General features: G+C 73.5%; 16 protein-coding genes. 12 read left to right on the top strand and 4 right to left on the bottom strand.

Annotated elements, in window-relative coordinates; all coding sequences use genetic code 11:
- Positions 1–208: 208 nt before the first annotated feature.
- From AB0D28_RS03940 to AB0D28_RS03925, 4 genes are read left to right on the top strand one after another with little or no spacing between them, the layout of a single operon-like run.
- The gene (locus AB0D28_RS03940) at positions 209–685 is read left to right on the top strand and encodes a UDP-N-acetylglucosamine--LPS N-acetylglucosamine transferase (RefSeq protein WP_357381948.1); all 477 of its coding nucleotides are present in this window, start codon (positions 209–211) and stop codon (positions 683–685) included.
- The gene (locus AB0D28_RS03935; protein WP_357381946.1) at positions 682–1,257 is read left to right on the top strand and encodes a glycosyltransferase; all 576 of its coding nucleotides are present in this window, start codon (positions 682–684) and stop codon (positions 1,255–1,257) included. The genes AB0D28_RS03940 and AB0D28_RS03935 overlap by 4 nt, the downstream gene beginning before the upstream one ends.
- Positions 1,254–2,255 (top strand): sulfotransferase, encoded by a 1,002-nt coding sequence (locus AB0D28_RS03930; protein WP_357381944.1) that lies wholly within the window; start codon positions 1,254–1,256, stop codon positions 2,253–2,255. The genes AB0D28_RS03935 and AB0D28_RS03930 overlap by 4 nt, the downstream gene beginning before the upstream one ends.
- Positions 2,252–3,166: a glycosyltransferase family 2 protein gene (locus AB0D28_RS03925; RefSeq protein WP_357381942.1), complete on the top strand. Its 915-nt coding sequence runs from the start codon at positions 2,252–2,254 to the stop codon at positions 3,164–3,166. The genes AB0D28_RS03930 and AB0D28_RS03925 overlap by 4 nt, the downstream gene beginning before the upstream one ends.
- A 58-nt stretch (positions 3,167–3,224) precedes the next feature.
- Here AB0D28_RS03925 and AB0D28_RS03920 read toward each other — a convergent pair whose 3' ends face one another.
- Together AB0D28_RS03920 and AB0D28_RS03915 are read right to left on the bottom strand one after the other, a co-directional pair.
- Complete coding sequence (locus AB0D28_RS03920) at positions 3,225–4,769, bottom strand: hypothetical protein (RefSeq protein WP_357381940.1); 1,545 nt, start codon at positions 4,767–4,769, stop codon at positions 3,225–3,227.
- A 101-nt stretch (positions 4,770–4,870) separates the two neighbouring features.
- Positions 4,871–5,749 carry a 3'(2'),5'-bisphosphate nucleotidase CysQ gene (locus AB0D28_RS03915; RefSeq protein ID WP_357381938.1) on the bottom strand — a complete coding sequence of 293 codons (879 nt, stop codon included), beginning with the start codon at positions 5,747–5,749 and terminating at the stop codon, positions 4,871–4,873.
- A 198-nt stretch (positions 5,750–5,947) separates the two neighbouring features.
- Between AB0D28_RS03915 and AB0D28_RS03910 the strand changes: the two genes are divergently transcribed.
- Entirely contained in the window at positions 5,948–7,042 is a 1,095-nt protein-coding gene (locus AB0D28_RS03910) for a PLP-dependent aminotransferase family protein (RefSeq protein ID WP_357381936.1), read from the top strand.
- Between the two features lie 339 nt (positions 7,043–7,381).
- On the top strand, positions 7,382–8,530 hold the full coding sequence (gene corA / locus AB0D28_RS03905; protein ID WP_357381935.1) for a magnesium/cobalt transporter CorA: 1,149 nt from the start codon (positions 7,382–7,384) through the stop codon (positions 8,528–8,530).
- Positions 8,531–8,625: 95 nt separating this feature from the next.
- On the opposite strand, the gene AB0D28_RS03900 is transcribed toward corA, so the two are convergent.
- Positions 8,626–9,465, bottom strand: a complete 840-nt coding sequence (locus AB0D28_RS03900) for a hypothetical protein (RefSeq protein WP_357381933.1) — start codon at positions 9,463–9,465, stop codon at positions 8,626–8,628.
- 84 nt (positions 9,466–9,549) lie between these two features.
- On the opposite strand from AB0D28_RS03900, the gene AB0D28_RS03895 reads away from it, so the two are divergent.
- Positions 9,550–10,080 (top strand): peptidylprolyl isomerase, encoded by a 531-nt coding sequence (locus AB0D28_RS03895; protein WP_357381931.1) that lies wholly within the window; start codon positions 9,550–9,552, stop codon positions 10,078–10,080.
- A 25-nt stretch (positions 10,081–10,105) separates the two neighbouring features.
- Positions 10,106–11,047, top strand: coding sequence for a rhomboid family intramembrane serine protease (locus AB0D28_RS03890; RefSeq protein ID WP_357381929.1), 942 nt, complete (start codon positions 10,106–10,108; stop codon positions 11,045–11,047).
- Between the two features lie 3 nt (positions 11,048–11,050).
- On the opposite strand, the gene AB0D28_RS03885 is transcribed toward AB0D28_RS03890, so the two are convergent.
- Positions 11,051–11,485, bottom strand: coding sequence for a PH domain-containing protein (locus AB0D28_RS03885; protein ID WP_357381927.1), 435 nt, complete (start codon positions 11,483–11,485; stop codon positions 11,051–11,053).
- A 98-nt stretch (positions 11,486–11,583) separates the two neighbouring features.
- On the opposite strand from AB0D28_RS03885, the gene AB0D28_RS03880 reads away from it, so the two are divergent.
- The 4 genes from AB0D28_RS03880 (at position 11,584) to AB0D28_RS03865 (ending at position 15,524) form a co-directional block, all read left to right on the top strand.
- A complete protein-coding gene (locus AB0D28_RS03880; RefSeq protein WP_357381925.1) occupies positions 11,584–12,756 on the top strand; it encodes an acetyl-CoA C-acyltransferase in 1,173 nt (390 codons plus the stop codon).
- A gap of 107 nt (positions 12,757–12,863) precedes the next feature.
- Positions 12,864–13,376, top strand: a complete 513-nt coding sequence (locus tag AB0D28_RS03875) for a hypothetical protein (protein WP_357381923.1) — start codon at positions 12,864–12,866, stop codon at positions 13,374–13,376.
- A gap of 65 nt (positions 13,377–13,441) precedes the next feature.
- Positions 13,442–14,125: a response regulator transcription factor gene (locus tag AB0D28_RS03870; RefSeq protein WP_357381921.1), complete on the top strand. Its 684-nt coding sequence runs from the start codon at positions 13,442–13,444 to the stop codon at positions 14,123–14,125.
- On the top strand, positions 14,118–15,524 hold the full coding sequence (locus AB0D28_RS03865) for a HAMP domain-containing sensor histidine kinase (RefSeq protein WP_357381919.1): 1,407 nt from the start codon (positions 14,118–14,120) through the stop codon (positions 15,522–15,524). Before AB0D28_RS03870 ends, AB0D28_RS03865 begins: the two co-directional genes overlap by 8 nt.
- The last annotated feature ends 40 nt before the right edge of the window (positions 15,525–15,564 follow it).

Below are 15,564 nucleotides of genomic sequence, written 5' to 3'. Positions count from 1 at the left end.
GGCGTCCCGGGCGAACCGGGCTGACCTGGACAGTGGCCAATCGGTGCATGTCCCAGTGACGGGAATCGAGGAGTGAGCCGACCGGCGCGTCAGTATCCGTCCAATGGCCCCTTCAGTTGCCCATGGCCGCGCCAGTAGGTTGTCAGGACGCGTCCGAGGGGCATTCACAAAATTCCGGACGCGGTCGTCCGCGTACGGGAGGAAGTCTGTGGTGAGCGGGTCAACCGAGGACTCGGGCCAGGTCCTGCTGGTGGGTTCCAGTGGCGGGCACCTGGCCCAGCTCCTGGCCCTGGAACCGTGGTACCGGGATCGGCGCCGCGCGTGGGTAACGTTCGACACCCCCGACGCCCGCTCGCTGCTCGCCGGTGAGGACGTGGTCTGGGCGCATCACCCCACCACACGCAACGTCAAGAACCTGGTACGCAACGCGTTCCTCGCGTTGAAGGTGATCCGCCGGCGTCAGGTCGACGCGGTGGTCACCACCGGCGCCGGGGTCGCCCTGCCGTTCGTGGTGGCGGCCCGGATGCGCCGGATCCCCACGGTCTACATCGAGGTGTACGACCGGATCGACAGCGCGACCCTCACCGCCCGGCTCTGCCGCCCCTTCCTCTCCGCGATGCTCGTGCAGTGGGACGAGCAGCGCCGGATGTACCCGGAGGCGACTGTCGTGGGGAACCTCCTGTGATCCCCCGGCAGCGGAACCGGCGCTCCGCGACGCCGTACGTGCTCGTCGTTGTCGGCACCGACGTGCACCGCTTCGACCGGCTGGTGGGCTGGCTGGAGCGCTGGCACGCGAACCGGCCGGAGGTCCGGCTGGTCCTCCAGTACGGCCACAGCCGCACCCCGGCCCTGCCCGAGGCCACCCCGTTCCTCGGCCACGAGGAACTCCAGCGGGCGATGGCGGAGTCGACGCTCGTGGTCAGCCACGGTGGCCCGGCCACCATCACCGAGGCCCGGCGCAACGGCCACCTGCCGATCGTGGTGCCCCGCGACCCGACGCACGACGAGCACGTCGACAACCACCAGCAGCTGTTCTCCCGCCGGCTGGGCGCGGCGGGCATGGTGCGGCTGTGCGAGTCCGAGGCCGAGCTGGTCGCCGCGCTGGACGAGGGGCTGGCCGACCCGAGCCGCTTCGTGCTGGCCGCCGACCCGAACCGCCCGGACCCGCGCGCCGAGGCGGTCGCCCGGGTCGGCGCCGTGATCGACGAGCTGGTGGCCCGCCGGGTACGGCAGCGAGCCGTCGGACGTCGCGGATGAGCGCCCCGGATCCGGCGCCGCCGCGGGTCCTCTTCGTCGGCGGTCTCGGCCGCAGCGGCTCCACGCTGCTGGAGCTGCTGCTGGCGCAGAGTGCCGACGTGTGCGCCGTCGGTGAGGTCGTGCACCTGTGGGAACGGGCGCTCGGCGCGGACGAGCGGTGCGGTTGCGGTGAGCGGTTCACCGCCTGCCCGTTCTGGCGGCAGGTCGGCGACCAGGCGTTCGGCGGCTGGGCCGCCGTCGACCGGGACGACGTGCTGGCCCTCAAGGACCGGGTCGACCGGACCCGGCACATCCCCCGGCTCGCGAAGGACGCGCTCCCGCCGGACCAGCTGGCCGACGTGCGCCGATACGCCGACCTGTACACCCGGATCTACCGGGCCGCGCTGTCGGCGACCGGCGCGCGGGTGGTGGTCGACTCCAGCAAGCACGCCTCGCTCGCCTTCGCGCTGCGCTGGGCCGAAGGGCTCGACCTGCGGGTGCTGCACCTGGTCCGGGACAGCCGGGCGGTGGCTTACTCGTGGGGCAAGCAGGTGCGCCGCCCCGAGGTGGTCGACGGCGAGGACTTCATGCCGACCTTCTCGCCGTTCGAGGTGAGCAAGCTGTGGACCGCGCAGAACGCCGCGTTCCACCTGCTCGCCTCCCGGGCGAAGGTGCTGCGGCTGCGGTACGAGGACTTCACCGCCGACCCGGCCGGCACCGTACGCCGGGTACGGGACTTCGCCGGCCTGCCGGACGACCCGGCGGCGCTGCGCATCCTGTCCGGGGCCGACGGGACCGGCGCGGCGCCCGAGCCCGCCGCGCCGTTCCGCGCGCACAGCGTCGCCGGCAACCCGCTGCGGTTCAGCGGCGGACCGCTGACCGTGCGGCGGGACGAGGCGTGGCGGGACCGCCTGCCGCGCCGCAGCCGTGCCGTGGTCAGCCTGGCCACGCTTCCCCTGCGGGTCCGCTACGGCTATCTGGGCCAGCGGGGATCCGACGAGTCCGTGGAGAGAGCATGAGTGGGCCGAGCATCTCGGTCGTCGTACCGACGCGGGACCGTCCGGAGTTGCTGCGTGCGGCGCTCGACGCGATCCTCAGCCAGGCGCACCCGGGCCTGATCGAGGCGATCGTGGTCTACGACCAGTCCGAGCCGGACCGGTCGCTGGAGACCGACCGGGGTGACCGGCGGGTCCGGGTGATCACGAACACCCGTACCGCCGGGCTGGCCGGTGCGCGTAACACCGGCATCGAGGCGGCCGTCGGCGACTGGGTGGCGTTCTGCGACGACGACGACGAGTGGCTGCCCGGCAAGCTGGCCGCCCAGTTCGGCGCGCTCGACGCGCACCCGGACGGCGCGCTGGTGAGCTGCGGCATCCGGGTCAGCTACGACGACCGTACGGTGGACCGTTCGCTGGACCGGGCCCGGATCTCGCTGGAGGCGCTGCTGCGCGACCGGCTCACCGAGCTGCACCCGTCCACGTTCCTGATCCGCCGGGCCGCGTTGCTCGACGCGATCGGCCTGGTCGACGAGCAGATCCCGGGCAGCTACGCGGAGGACTACGAGTTCCTGCTCCGCGCCGCCCGGTACGCCCCGCTGGTGAACGTGGAGAGCCCGTACGTGCTGGTCCGCTGGCACAAGCGGTCCTACTTCGCGCAGCGCTGGGAGACCATCTCGACCGCGTTGCAGTGGCTGCTGCGCCGCTACCCGGAGTTCGCCACGGTGCCGCACGGCGAGGCGCGGGTGGCCGGTCAGATCGCGTTCGCGCAGGCCGCCATGGGCAACCGGCGGGACGCGGTCCGCTGGGCCCGGCGCACGCTGGCCCGCAACCCGAAGGAGCCGCGCGCCTACCTGGCGCTGGCCGTGGCTAGCCGGGCGGTGCAGGCCGACCGGGTGCTGCGCACGCTGCACAAGCGCGGCCGGGGCATCTGAGCCGTACGCGAGACGGGCGGGCGACCTCGGTCGCCCGCCCGTCGTCGTTCCGCTGTGATCAGGCCGTGCAGAAGGACTTCCACGCCTGGATGCTCGGCTGGTCGAGCAGCCGGAAGTCACCCTGACTGACTGTCTGGTTGTAGTACGCCACGAACTCCGGCCGCTGGCCGTTGAGGAAGTTCGTCATCGACCGGATCCAGGCCGCCCGGCCGGTGCCCGCGTCACCGGGCACCAGGTCGCTGCCGGTCTCGGCGACGCCCCACGGCTTGCCCAGCGCCTTCGACTTGCTGATCATCGGGCCGTAGATCTCCTGGGGCGAGGCGTACCGCTTCCACTTCTTGCCCCAGTTGTAGCAGTCCCAGCCGAGCGCCTCGATCACGTCGCCACCCGGGTAGAACGCGTCGAAGCTGCGCCCGGACTTCGAGTCGAGCGTCCAGCACATCAGGATCAGCGTGTTGATCAGCTTGGGATTGCCCGTCCGGTCGGCCAGGCCGGCGATCCGCTTCCACGCCGTCCGGTACGCCGCCGTGGTGAACGCGCCGCGCTCGACGTCGTCCTCCGGCTCGTGGAAGTACGACCAGTAGACGTTGTGCTCACGCGGGATCGAGGCGAACCAGGAGGCCAGGCGGGAGTCGAACTTGCCGGTGTTCACCTCCTGCGGCGACGCCTTGAAGGACACCACGACGGTTCGGTCCACCACGTCGGCGCGGCTGCCGGACCAGGCCGGCGGCAGGCCGGGGAAGAAGATCCGGGCCATCCGCAGCTTGCCGAAGGTCCGGTCGGAACGGGCCAGCGCCTGGCCGAAGGTCTCCCCGTTCTGCACACCGATCGAGGCGCCCGGGAGCGTCAGTCGCGTACCGGTGAAGCCCGGCCCGGCGTTCGCGGAGGCCGACGGACGTGCCGAGGGCTTGCCGCCGAGACCCTGGTCGGCGCCGGGAGAGGCGCCGGGTGTCCCGGGCTTGCCCGGGCCCATCGAGGTCGCCGGCCCGACCGCGCCCGGTGCCTCGCCGGCCTGCGGGTTCGCGGCGTCGGGCCGCAGCGCGGCCACCGCGACCCCGCTGCCGGCCACGGCCAGCGCCAGGGCCGCCGCCAGGGCGACGCGCCAGCGCCGCCGGGAGCCGCCGGACGACGGCGGCGGTGCCGGGACGAGCGGTGGTGCGGGCGGCTGGCCCGGCCCACCGGCGGCCGGTCCGTGCGGAACGTCCACCGGGGGCGGCCCGGTCAGGGTGGCGGTCGCCGCGGTGCCCGCGGCCCAGCCCGCCTCGCCAGCCCGGCCGGGCTCGTCGTGCGGCGCCCAGCCGGCGTGGCCGGCCTGCGCCGGCCAGGCGTCGTCGTGCGCGTCACGCTGCGGCGCCCAGCCGTTCGCCGTGGCGGGCACGGGCTCCCAGCTCGTCGTGTCGTGTACCGGCCCGTCCGGGTGACCGGCGTCGGGCCGGTCCCGCTCGGGCCAGGGCAGGTCACCGTCGGAACGGGCCGGCGGCGGCGTGCTCTCGGCTTCCGGCCAGGGAAGCGAAGGACCGCCTCCCTGGCGCGGAATGTCCTGACCCGGCCACAGGCCGGTCGGCTGCCCGAAGGCATTGTGCGGCTCTCGGTCGACCGGCATGACCCTCCCTGGCTGTCGGCGGCCCGTGTCGAGGGCTCAGATCGTCATGCGTCCCTGCCCGACGATAACCCTCATCCACCCGGCCGTATGTACCGTGACACTCAGCCGAACGCTTCACCCTGCCTGCCGGTGACGGTCGAAGCGGGCATCTCGACCCCGGTCCGGGCGATCGCGTCGAGCAACTGGTCGGCCAGTTCGGGCCGGCAGACCAGCAGATCGGGCAGGCGCGGATCGGCGCGGTTGTAGCGCAGCGGCGAGCCGTCGATCCGGGACGCGTGCATGCCCGCACCGAGCGCCACGGCGACCGGGGCGGCACTGTCCCACTCGTACTGACCGCCCGCGTGGACGTACGCGTCGACCTCGCCGGTCACCACCGCGCAGACCTTCACACCGGCCGAGCCCATAGGGACGGCGGTGGCGCCGAGCATCTCGACCAGCTCGCCGACGAACGCCGGCGGGCGGCTGCGGCTCACCGCGATCCGGATCGGGCCGTCGGACGGCTTCGGCTGCGGGCAGTCGGTGCCGAGCACGAGCTGCGTTCCGTCCCCTGTGGTCCGGGCCGGCATGCCGACCGCACCGGCGATCAGCGCGCCGTCGGGCGCGGCGGAGCGCTGCCAGAGCGCCACGTGCACCGCCCAGTCGTCGCGTCCGGCCTCGGAGAACTCGCGCGTGCCGTCCAGCGGGTCGATGATCCAGACCCGGTCCGCCTCGTGCCGGGGCGCGCGCTCGCCGTCGGCCCACGCGCGGCGCGCGTCGGCCTCCTCCTCGGAGAGCACCGCGTCGTCCGGCCGAAGCCTGGCCAGCGCCGCCGTCATCACCTCGTGCGACGCGCGGTCGCCGGCGTCCTTGAGCGCCTTCGGGTCGGCGAAGCCCTGCCGGTCCCGCAGCGCGGTGAGCGCCGTACCGGCCTCGGCCGCCAGCCACTGCGCGAACCGCTGGTCGTCGAGCCGTCCCGCCTCGTCCTCGGTCACGAGCCCCATCCCTTGTTCTCCCGGGTCTGCCGTGACCCGTCATCCTTCGGCGTCCGGTCGGACCGGCGCCAGCGTCCGTCGGATCGTAGACAGGTGCGAGCTGTTCTCGGATCCTCCGGACGCACCGGTGACCCGGCCGGCCGCCCGCATGTTGAACTTCGCGTGTATCGCGGTCGGACCCGCCGAGCCAGGCCCTAGGCTCTGCGCATGACCGCCGAGCAGCTGATCTCGTTCGCCCGTGGCGCGCCTTCGCTGGACATCGTCGATGTCGAAGGGCTCAAGGCCGCCGCCGTCCGCGCCTTCGACGCCGACCCCGCCGGGGTCACCGCGTACGGCACCTCCGTCGGCTACCCGCCGTTGCGGAAGTGGATCGCCGAGAAGCACGGTGTCGAGGCCGACCAGGTGCTGATCACGAACGGCTCGTTGCAGGCCGACGCGTTCCTCTTCGACCACCTGGTGCGCCGGGGTGACGCGGTGGTGGTCGAGCGCCCGACGTACGACCGCACGCTGCTCAACCTCAAGCAGATGGGCGGCGAGGTGCACGGCGTGACGATCCAGCCGGACGGCCTGGACACCGCCGAGCTGCGCAAGCTGCTGGAGTCCGGGGTACGCCCGCGGCTGGCGCACGTGATCCCCAACTACCAGAACCCGGCCGGCGTGACCCTCTCCCTGGAGAAGCGTCGTGAGCTGCTGGATCTCGCCGCCGAGTACGACTTCACGATCTTCGAGGACGACCCGTACGCGGACATCCGCTTCCGGGGCGAGCCGCTGCCCTCGATGCTGTCGATGGACACCCGCGGCGTGGTGGTGCACGCCTCCAGCTTCACCAAGACGGTCTGCCCGGGCGTGCGGGTCGGCTACCTGGTGGGCCCGGCCGAGCTGATCGCGGCGATCGCCAAGCGGGCCACCAACCTCTACATCTCGCCCGGCATGGTGGCCCAGGCGATCGTGCACCAGTTCTGCGTCTCCGGCGCCATCGAGGAGTCGATCCGGACGGTCCGCTCGGCGCTCGGCGAGCGGTCGGCGGTGCTGGCCGAGTCGCTGCGCCGGCACATCCCGGAGGCCCGGTTCGTGGAGCCGGACGGCGGCTACTTCCTCTGGGTCGAGCTGCCGGAGGACGTCGACGTCGACCGGCTCGCGCCGGCCGCCGCCGAGCGCGGGGTGGCGGTGGTGAAGGGCAGCGACTTCATGATCGACGGCGGCCGGCACGCGCTGCGGCTGGCGTACTCGGCGGTGACCGCCGACCGGATCGACGAGGGTGTGCGGCGTCTCGCCGAGGCGATGGCCGCCGTGCGCGGCTGATTTCTGTCGGGTTTCTGACAAAAGGGCCCCGCTGGCCGGTTCGGCTCTCCCGCCGGACCGGCCGGCACCCCCACAATGCTGCGAGTGCCGCTCACCTTTTGCCGGTGACCGGTCCGTGCGCCGGCACGACCCGGCCGGGCCCGGCGGCACGCCCAGCATCACTCCCGCCCCCAAGGGGTGCCGGGTGGGCCGTGTCGCCCCTCACCCCCCTGACGCGGCCCGGCCCGCCCGGCGCCGCCGCGTGAGGCCGGTCGCAACCGGCCCTTCCCGCGCCCGCGCTGCGCTTCCCGCCGGTCGGCGTAACCTGCAAGCCGCAGCTTCAGGGAAAGGGGGCGAGAGATGACGGACCGGGTGGCACGCGACCGAACCGCCGGCGCCGAGAGCAGCCGGCCACTACGCCCCCGCGCCTGGTCGGCCCCGGTGCGCGCGATGTCCCGCATCCTCAACGCGGACGGCTCCCCGCGTACGACCGAGCCGGCCGGCCCGGAGCGCAGCGGGATCGTCGACTGCGGGCTGTACGTCGACGGCGAGCGCCGCCCCGGCCGCCCTCAGTACGCCGACGCCCTGGCCGCCGCCCGGCAGGAGCGGGACGGCTTCGTCTGGCTCGGCCTGCACGAACCGGACCTCGTCGAGATGACCGAGATCGCCGCCACCTTCGGCCTGCACGAACTCGCGGTGGAGGACGCGGTCAAGGCCCAGCAGCGCCCGAAGCTGGAACACTTCGGTGAGATCGCCTTCCTGGCGCTGCGTACCGCCCGCTACTGCGAGCACGCGGAGCTGACCGAGAACTCCGAGGTGGTGGAGACCGGTCAGGTGATGCTCTTCATCGGGCCGCACTTCGTGATCAGCGTGCGGCACGGTGACGCCTGCCGGCTGGCTCCGGTCCGCGCCGACCTGGAGGCGAAGCGGGATCTGCTGGGGCACGGCCCGTGGGCGGTCGCGTACGCGATCACCGACCGGGTGGTGGACCTCTACCTGGAGGTGGCCGACCGGCTGGAGGACGACCTCGACGTGCTGGAGGCCGACGTCTTCGACCGGCAGAGCAGCGGCCGGATCCAGCGGATCTACCAGATGAAGCGGGAACTGGTCGAGTTCAAGCGGGCGGTGGTGCCGTTGCAGCGCCCGCTGATGACGCTGACCTCGCAGGTCAACCGCGCGGTGCCGCAGGAGGTGCGGCGCTACTTCCGGGACGTGCAGGACCACCTCAGCCGCACCGTCGAGCAGGTGAACTCCTACGACGACCTGCTCAACTCGATCCTCCAGGCCCGGCTTGCCCAGGTCACAGTCGACCAGAACAACGACATGCGCAAGATCGCCGCCTGGGCCGCGATCGGTGCGGTGTGGACGGCGATCGCCGGCATCTACGGCATGAACTTCGACAACATGCCCGAGCTGAAGTGGACGTACGGCTATCCGGGCGTCTGGGCGCTGATGCTCGCGGCGTCCTTCACGCTCTACCGCCTGTTCCGCCGCAACGGCTGGCTGTAGCCATCGTCACTCCGCGCCGGCCCGGCCGCCGTATACGCGGAAGCGCCGGCCACGCGGGGTGTCCCGCGTGCCGGCGCTGATCCGACGGTACGAGGTCAGCGGCGACCGCCGGCCTTCGCGGCGTTCTTGCCGGCCTGCACGGCCTTGGTGATGTCGTCGGCCGGACGGCCGGTGACGTCCCGGGCACCCTCGGCGACGGAGGGGACCTGGTCGTTGGGGTGGATCACCGGCTGGCTGCCGGAGGTGGCGGTCGACGCGCTGCTGCCCTTGGCCACCGCCGAGGAACCGGCACCGGTCGGGCCGGCCTGCGTCACCTTCGCGCTCGCGTCCGGGGTCTCCACCACGATCGTGTCCACGTCCTCCCGCATCGGCTCCAGCTTGTCCCGCCCGCTCGCGCCGAGCGTGCCGGTCGTGTCGAGCGTGCCGGTCGGGTCGTACTCGGCCCACTCCTGCTGCTCGCGGCGGCGGCGCATGGCCATCGCGCCGGCCAGACCGGCGACGGTGCCGGCCACCAGCAGGCCCGCGGTCATGCCCCGCGACCTGCGCTGCTTCTTCTTTCCGGCCTTCATGTTCTTCGCCTTCTTCGTCACCGAGGCCTGCTTCGCGGCCATCACCTTGCGGCCGCTCGACGCCTTGCCGGCGGCCTCGACCCGGGCGTTGCGCACGGCCAGCATCACCGGGGCGAGCGCCGCGGCGGTCGACGCGAAGCCGCTGGACGCCCGGTCCCGGACCATGACCGCGGTCGGCGCGACGGCGACCCGGGCTGCCTGGACCCGCGGGCCGACAGTGGCGCCGGCACCCTTCGCCGCGTGCGTCGCGGCCTGCCGCAGGTGACCGATGCCCTGGTTCAACTCGACCTTGGCGAGCTGGCCCTGGGTCTTTCGCCGCCCGATTCCAAACACGGTCCCACCTCCTGGGAGTTGTTCCTTCGTCATCCTCCACCTTCGAATGCCTCCGCATGGCCAGATCGGGCACATGGGAGGATCCGCAAGGAACTGAACTACGAGTGAGGAGTACCCGTGGCCGAGGCTGTCTACGCCACCTTGCACACCAACGCCGGCCCGATCCGGCTGGAGCTCTTCCCGAACCACGCGCCGAAGACCGTCCGCAACTTCGTGGAGCTGGCCGAGGGCACCCGGGAGTACACCGATCCGCGCACCGGCCAGCCGGGCAGCGGTCCGTACTACGACGGCACCGTCTCGCACCGTGTGATCAGCGGTTTCATGATTCAGATGGGCGACCCGACCGGCACCGGTCGCGGTGGTCCGGGCTACAAGTTCGCCGACGAGTTCCACCCCGAGCTGCGCTTCGACCGGCCGTACCTGCTGGCCATGGCGAACGCCGGGCCGGGCACCAACGGCTCGCAGTTCTTCATCACGGTGTCGCCCACGCCACACCTGAACAACCGGCACACCATCTTCGGCCAGGTGGCCGACGAGCAGTCCGCGAAGGTGGTCGACTCGATCGCCAACACCCCGACCGGCCCGAGCGACCGGCCGGTCCAGGACGTGGTGATCGAGCGGGTCGAGATCGAGCGCAAGCAGTCCTGAGCGGCACACCTGTACCTTTGCTCGCATGACTGAGCGCTCCGGCCAGCCAGGCGACGCCACCGGGGGCCCGGTGCCGACCACTCCGGTCTGCTACCGGCACCCCGGTCGGGAGACGTACATCCGGTGCAGCCGGTGCGACCGGCCCATCTGCACCGAGTGCATGCGGGACGCCTCCGTCGGCCACCAGTGCCCGGAGTGCGTCGCCGAGGGACGCCGCAGCGTGCGGCCGGCGCGTACCGCCTTCGGTGGCGGTGCCGCCGGCCGCCAGGGCAACGTCACGAAGGCGCTGATCGCGCTGAACGTGCTGACGATGCTGCTGTCCATCCTCTCGGCCCGCAGCGGGACCGCGGTGGCCGGCGGCGGTCTGGGCGGCCTGATGGGCAGCGGGACCCCGCTCACCGAGTGGGGGGCGGTGCTCGGCCTGGCGCGCTTCCCCGACGGGCACGTCGGCGGGGTGGCCGACGGTGAGTGGTACCGGCTGGTCACCGCCATGTTCCTGCACTACGGCGTGCTGCACCTGCTGCTGAACATGTGGGCGCTCTGGGTGCTCGGCCGGACGCTTGAGGCGGTGCTCGGGCCGCTGCGCTTCCTGGCGCTCTATCTGCTCGCCGGGCTGGGCGGCAACGTCGCGGCCTACGTCTTCGCCGAGCCGAACCGGTTCACGGCCGGTGCCTCGACGGCCGTGTTCGGCCTGTTCGCCGCCATCTTCGTGATCATGCGGCGGCTCGGCCGGGACACCTCGGCGATCGTGCCGATCCTGGTGATCAACCTGATCTTCACGTTCACCGTGCCGAGCATCTCGGTAGCCGGGCACCTCGGCGGGCTGGTGGCCGGCGCGCTGGTGGCGCTGGTCCTCGCGTACGCGCCACGGTCGCGGCGGACCGTCTTCCAGGTGGCAGGCTGCGCGATCGTGCTGGTCGCGCTGATCGGCCTGACCCTCGTCCGCACCGCCGCGCTGCTCGGCTGAGCGTCAGCCCGCCGTCGGGCGGGCCTCGGTCAGCGCCGCCGCCACCTCGTCCAGCGGCGCGTCCAGGTCGCGGCGGCCGAACAGGTGCAGCGACTCCCCGGCGTCGATCTCCAGCGTCTCGGCGGTGATCCCACGCCGGCTGCGCCGGTCCAGCCGGATCGTCTCCACCGCGTCCCACGGCAGCCGGCGTCGCCCCGCGAACCCCCGCAGCACGGTGAGCCCGTCCGGGTCGACGGCGAGGCGGACCGGAGCGACCACGTCGCGCAGCGCCCAGCCGAGCAGACCGGCGGCGGCCAGCCCGGCCAGCCCCGGACGGACCGGGTCACCGCCGGCGAAGACCAGCCCCAGAGCGACGAGCCCGAGCGCGCCGAGCGCCTTGAGCACCGGCACCTCGCGCGGCACCCGCCACTGCCGGGCCGGCGGTGACTGTGGATCCATCCGCCCAGCATGCCAGCCGTCCCGGCCGCACGCCGGGGGAGGACGGCGGTCGGGTCAGCACGTACTATCGGGGCAAGCGAGGTTACCGGGGAGTAGACATGAGTGACGCGGTCATCGTCGGCGCGGTACGGACCCCGGTCGGGCGGCGCAAGGGCAGCCTCGCCGGAGTGCACCCGGTCGACCTCTCGGCGCACGTGCTGCGGGCCCTCGCCGAGCGCACCGGCATCGATCCCGGCCAGGTCGACGACGTGGTGTGGGGCTGCGTGTCGCAGGTCGGCGAGCAGTCCTGGAACGTGGCCCGCAACGCCGTGCTCGCGGCCGGCTGGCCGGAGTCGGTCCCCGGCACCACGCTCGACCGCCAGTGCGGGTCGAGCCAGCAGGCGCTGCACTTCGCCGCCGCGACGGTCCTCTCCGGCCAGGCCGACCTGGTCGTCGCGGGTGGCGTCGAGTCGATGACCCGGGTGCCGATGGGTTCCAGCGTCGCCGGTGGCATGCCGTTCAGCCCGGCGATCCTGGAGCGCTACCGCGGTGTCGAGGGCGTCGCCGAGGACTCGCCACTGCCGTTCAACCAGGGCGTCGGGGCCGAGCTGATCGCCCAGCGGTGGCGTCTGTCCCGTACCCAACTCGACGAGTTCGCGCTGGCCAGCCACGAGAAGGCGGCAGCCGCGCAGGACGCGGGCGCGTTCGAGGCCGAGCTGGCGCCGGTGGCGCTCGCCGACGGCGGCAAGTTCTCCGCCGACGAGGGCATCCGCCGCGACACCTCGCTGGCGAAGCTGGGCGAGCTGCCCACCCCGTTCCGCGCCGACGGCGTGGTCACCGCCGGGTCCGCGTCGCAGATCTCCGACGGCGCCGCCGCGCTCGCGGTCACCACGGCCGAGTGGGCCAGCCGGCACGGCCTGCGCCCGCTGGCCCGGGTGCACACCGCCGTGGTCGCCGCCGACGACCCGGTCACCATGCTCACCGCGCCGATCCCGGCCACCGCGAAGGCGCTGCGCCGCGCGGGGCTGGGCATCGAGGAGATCGGGGTGTACGAGGTGAACGAGGCGTTCGCCCCGGTGCCGCTGGCCTGGCTGGCCGAGACCGAGGCGGACCCGGAGCGGCTCAACCCCCGGGGCGGTGCGATCGCGCTCGGTCACCCGCTCGGCGGGTCCGGTGCCCGGATCATGACCACGATGCTCCAGCACATGCGGGACAACGGCATCCGCTACGGCCTCCAGACCATGTGCGAGGGCGGTGGCATGGCCAACGCCACGATCGTCGAGCTGCTCTGATCCGACCGGCGGCGGAGTCGCACCGCTGGTGCGACTTGCAGGTGTGGAAGTTCCAGAAATCGGCCGTGACCCATATCACCCCAGGTCATCGGCTCGTTGCACCTCACATGGACGTGTTCTCGCGAACGTTCCTTCCGGCCGCCGCCGACACCGGCCTGGCGACCCAGACCGTCACCCGGCACATGCCGGTGTTCCGCCGGTGCGTCGGTTCCGGCGACGCGACCATCCTGGTCACCCGATGCAGCCGCCCGGACGACCCGGTCGGCGGCGACTACCTGATGCTGCTCACCCACCGCCGCCTGGTGGTCACCCGGCAGACCCGGGTGCTGCACCGGCTGCGCCTGCACCTCAACACCGAACTGCGCGAGCTGAGCAACGTGACGTGGAGCCCGGATGCCCGCGCGCACCGCGTGGAGCTGGCGGCCACCGCGATCGACGGGGTACGCGAGCGCTTCGTCCTGCGTACCCACCACCCGAAGCAGGTGTGGCAGCTCGACGCCCTGCTCAACCACGCCTTCCGGACCCGCCTGCGTACCCCGGCCGAGCGGGTGGTGGCGACCATCGGCGACCAGCCGGCGGGCACCCGGCCCTCGGTGTTGCGTCCGGCACCGGCCCGCTGACGTCCTTACCGGATCCGAACATTCGGTGACCGGCCGGGCGGCCACCGGTCGGTCATCATGGGCCGGTGACCATCGCCGCCCCGCCCGGGCTCGTCCTCGTGGTGGAGGACGAGCCGGCCATCGCCGACCTGGTCCGGCTCTACCTGACCCGGGACGGGTTCGGCGTACACCTGGAACGTGACGGCGAGGCCGGGCTGGCCGCCGCGCGGCGCCTGCGCCCGGTGGCCTGCGTGCTCGACATCGCGCTGCCCGGCCTGGCCGGCACCGAGATCTGCCGCAGGCTGCGCGCGGACGGCGACTGGACACCTGTCATCTTCCTCACCGCCCGCGACGACGAGGTGGACCGTGTCGTCGGCCTGGAACTGGGCGCCGACGACTACGTCACAAAGCCGTTCAGCCCCCGTGAACTGCTCGCCCGGCTCCGGGCGGTGCTGCGCCGCACCGCCGGCACGCCCGCCGGTCAGCCCCGCACGCTCGGTGCCGTCACGCTCGATCCGGGCCGCCGGACGGTGACCGCCGCCGGTACGCCGGTGCAGCTCACCTCCACCGAGTTCGACCTGCTGGCCCACCTGATGGCCCGCCCCGGCCGGGTGTTCACCCGGGAGGAACTGCTGGCCGGCGTGTGGGGGTACGCGGCACACGGCGGCACCCGGACCGTCGACGTGCACGTGGCGCAGGTACGGGCCAAACTCGGCGCGGCGAGCGTGATCCGCACCCATCGGGGCGTCGGGTACGCCGCCGATGCCTGAACAACCGAACGAGCCGACGCGGCGCCGCCCCGGGCGGACGCTCACCGCCCGCGCCGTGCTCGCCACCTGCGCGGTGGCGCTGGTGTCGGTGCTTGTCACCGCGCTCGTCGCGGTGCCCCTGGCGGTACGCGGCGCGGAGCGCCGGGACCAGGAGGTGCTCGCCGCCCAGGCGCGGCTCGCCGCCGACGTGCTCCGGGTGCGGCCGGCCGGCCGGCGCGACGGCGCGGGGGACCGGCTCGTGCGGCAACTGCGCCAGCAGCGGATCGAGGTGTACGTGATCCGCGACGGCCGGGCCGACCGGCCGGGCCTGCCCAGAGCGCTCGTGACCCGGGTGGCGGGCGGCGAGAACGTCTCCGGCCGGCGGCTGGTCGACGGGGAACGCCGGCTGGTCGAGGCGCGGGCGCTGCCCGGCCGGGACGGGGTGGTGCTGACCCGGGCCCGGAGCACCGGACCGTGGCGGCAGGTGCTGCGCGGGCTCTGGCTGCCGCTGCTCGCCGGGCTCGCCGCCGGGGCGGCCGCCGGGGCGCTGCTGGCCCGCCGGCTGGCCCGGCCGATCCGTACCGCCGCCACGGCCGCCGCCCGGCTGCGTGCCGGGGACCGGGCGGTCCGGGTACCGGTCGAGCCGCCCGACGAGGTGGCGGACCTGGCGTACGCGCTGAACGGTCTGGCCGCCGCGCTCGCCACGAGCGAGGGACGGCAGCGCGAGTTCCTGCTCTCCGTCTCGCACGAGTTGCGTACGCCGCTCACCGCCATCCGCGGCTACGCCGAGGCGCTGGCCGACGGGGTGATCGAGGCCGACGCGGTGCCGGCGACCGGCCGTACCGTGCTCGCCGAGGCCGAGCACCTGGACCGGCTGGTCCGCGACCTGCTGGCGCTGGCCCGGCTGGAAGCGGTCGACTTCCCGCTGGAACCGGTCCCTGTCGACCTGAGCCGGGTCGCCGCCGACGCGGAGCGCACCTGGTCCGGCCGGTGCGCCGCGCTCGGGGTGCCGTTCCGGCTGGAGACACCGGGTGAGCCGGTGCCGGCGTACACCGATCCGGGCCGGATCCGGCAGGTGGTGGACGGGCTGCTGGAGAACGCGCTGCGGGTCGTACCCCCGGGGGCGCCGGTGGTGCTCGCGGTGCGGGCGGCGGGCCCGGCGGGCGGCGGGGTGCTGGAGGTCCGGGACGGCGGACCCGGCTTCACCGACGACGACCTGATGGTGGCGTTCGAGCGCGGTGCGTTGCACGAGCGGTACCGGGGGGTGCGCAAGGTGGGCAGCGGGCTCGGCCTGGCGCTCGCCGCCGGGCTGGTCCGGCGGCTCGGCGGGGACATCGCCGCCGGGCACGCCCCGGAGGGCGGGGCCGCGTTCACGGTCCGGGTACCCGCGGATCCTTACCGGGCTCGAACATCGGCTTGACCGTCCTCTCGCGTCGGTGCGGGACGCTCGGTCCACCACC

Origin of the sequence: Micromonospora sp. NPDC048169, assembly GCF_040652815.1 — a bacterium.
GTDB lineage: Bacteria > Actinomycetota > Actinomycetes > Mycobacteriales > Micromonosporaceae > Micromonospora.
Note: the sequence above shows the minus strand (reverse complement) of the source record. Positions and strands in the feature narration are given on the sequence as shown.

Coding starts and splice junctions, on each gene's coding strand:
- AB0D28_RS03930 (WP_357381944.1), top strand. CDS start 1,254: ATGAGCGCCCCGGATCCGGCGCCGCCGCGGGTCCTCTTCGTCGGCGGT.
- AB0D28_RS03925 (WP_357381942.1), top strand. CDS start 2,252: ATGAGTGGGCCGAGCATCTCGGTCGTCGTACCGACGCGGGACCGTCCG.
- AB0D28_RS03920 (WP_357381940.1), bottom strand. CDS start 4,769: ATGCCGGTCGACCGAGAGCCGCACAATGCCTTCGGGCAGCCGACCGGC.
- AB0D28_RS03915 (WP_357381938.1), bottom strand. CDS start 5,749: ATGGGGCTCGTGACCGAGGACGAGGCGGGACGGCTCGACGACCAGCGG.
- AB0D28_RS03910 (WP_357381936.1), top strand. CDS start 5,948: ATGACCGCCGAGCAGCTGATCTCGTTCGCCCGTGGCGCGCCTTCGCTG.
- corA (WP_357381935.1), top strand. CDS start 7,382: ATGACGGACCGGGTGGCACGCGACCGAACCGCCGGCGCCGAGAGCAGC.
- AB0D28_RS03900 (WP_357381933.1), bottom strand. CDS start 9,465: ATGACGAAGGAACAACTCCCAGGAGGTGGGACCGTGTTTGGAATCGGG.
- AB0D28_RS03890 (WP_357381929.1), top strand. CDS start 10,106: ATGACTGAGCGCTCCGGCCAGCCAGGCGACGCCACCGGGGGCCCGGTG.
- AB0D28_RS03885 (WP_357381927.1), bottom strand. CDS start 11,485: ATGGATCCACAGTCACCGCCGGCCCGGCAGTGGCGGGTGCCGCGCGAG.
- AB0D28_RS03880 (WP_357381925.1), top strand. CDS start 11,584: ATGAGTGACGCGGTCATCGTCGGCGCGGTACGGACCCCGGTCGGGCGG.
- AB0D28_RS03875 (WP_357381923.1), top strand. CDS start 12,864: ATGGACGTGTTCTCGCGAACGTTCCTTCCGGCCGCCGCCGACACCGGC.
- AB0D28_RS03865 (WP_357381919.1), top strand. CDS start 14,118: ATGCCTGAACAACCGAACGAGCCGACGCGGCGCCGCCCCGGGCGGACG.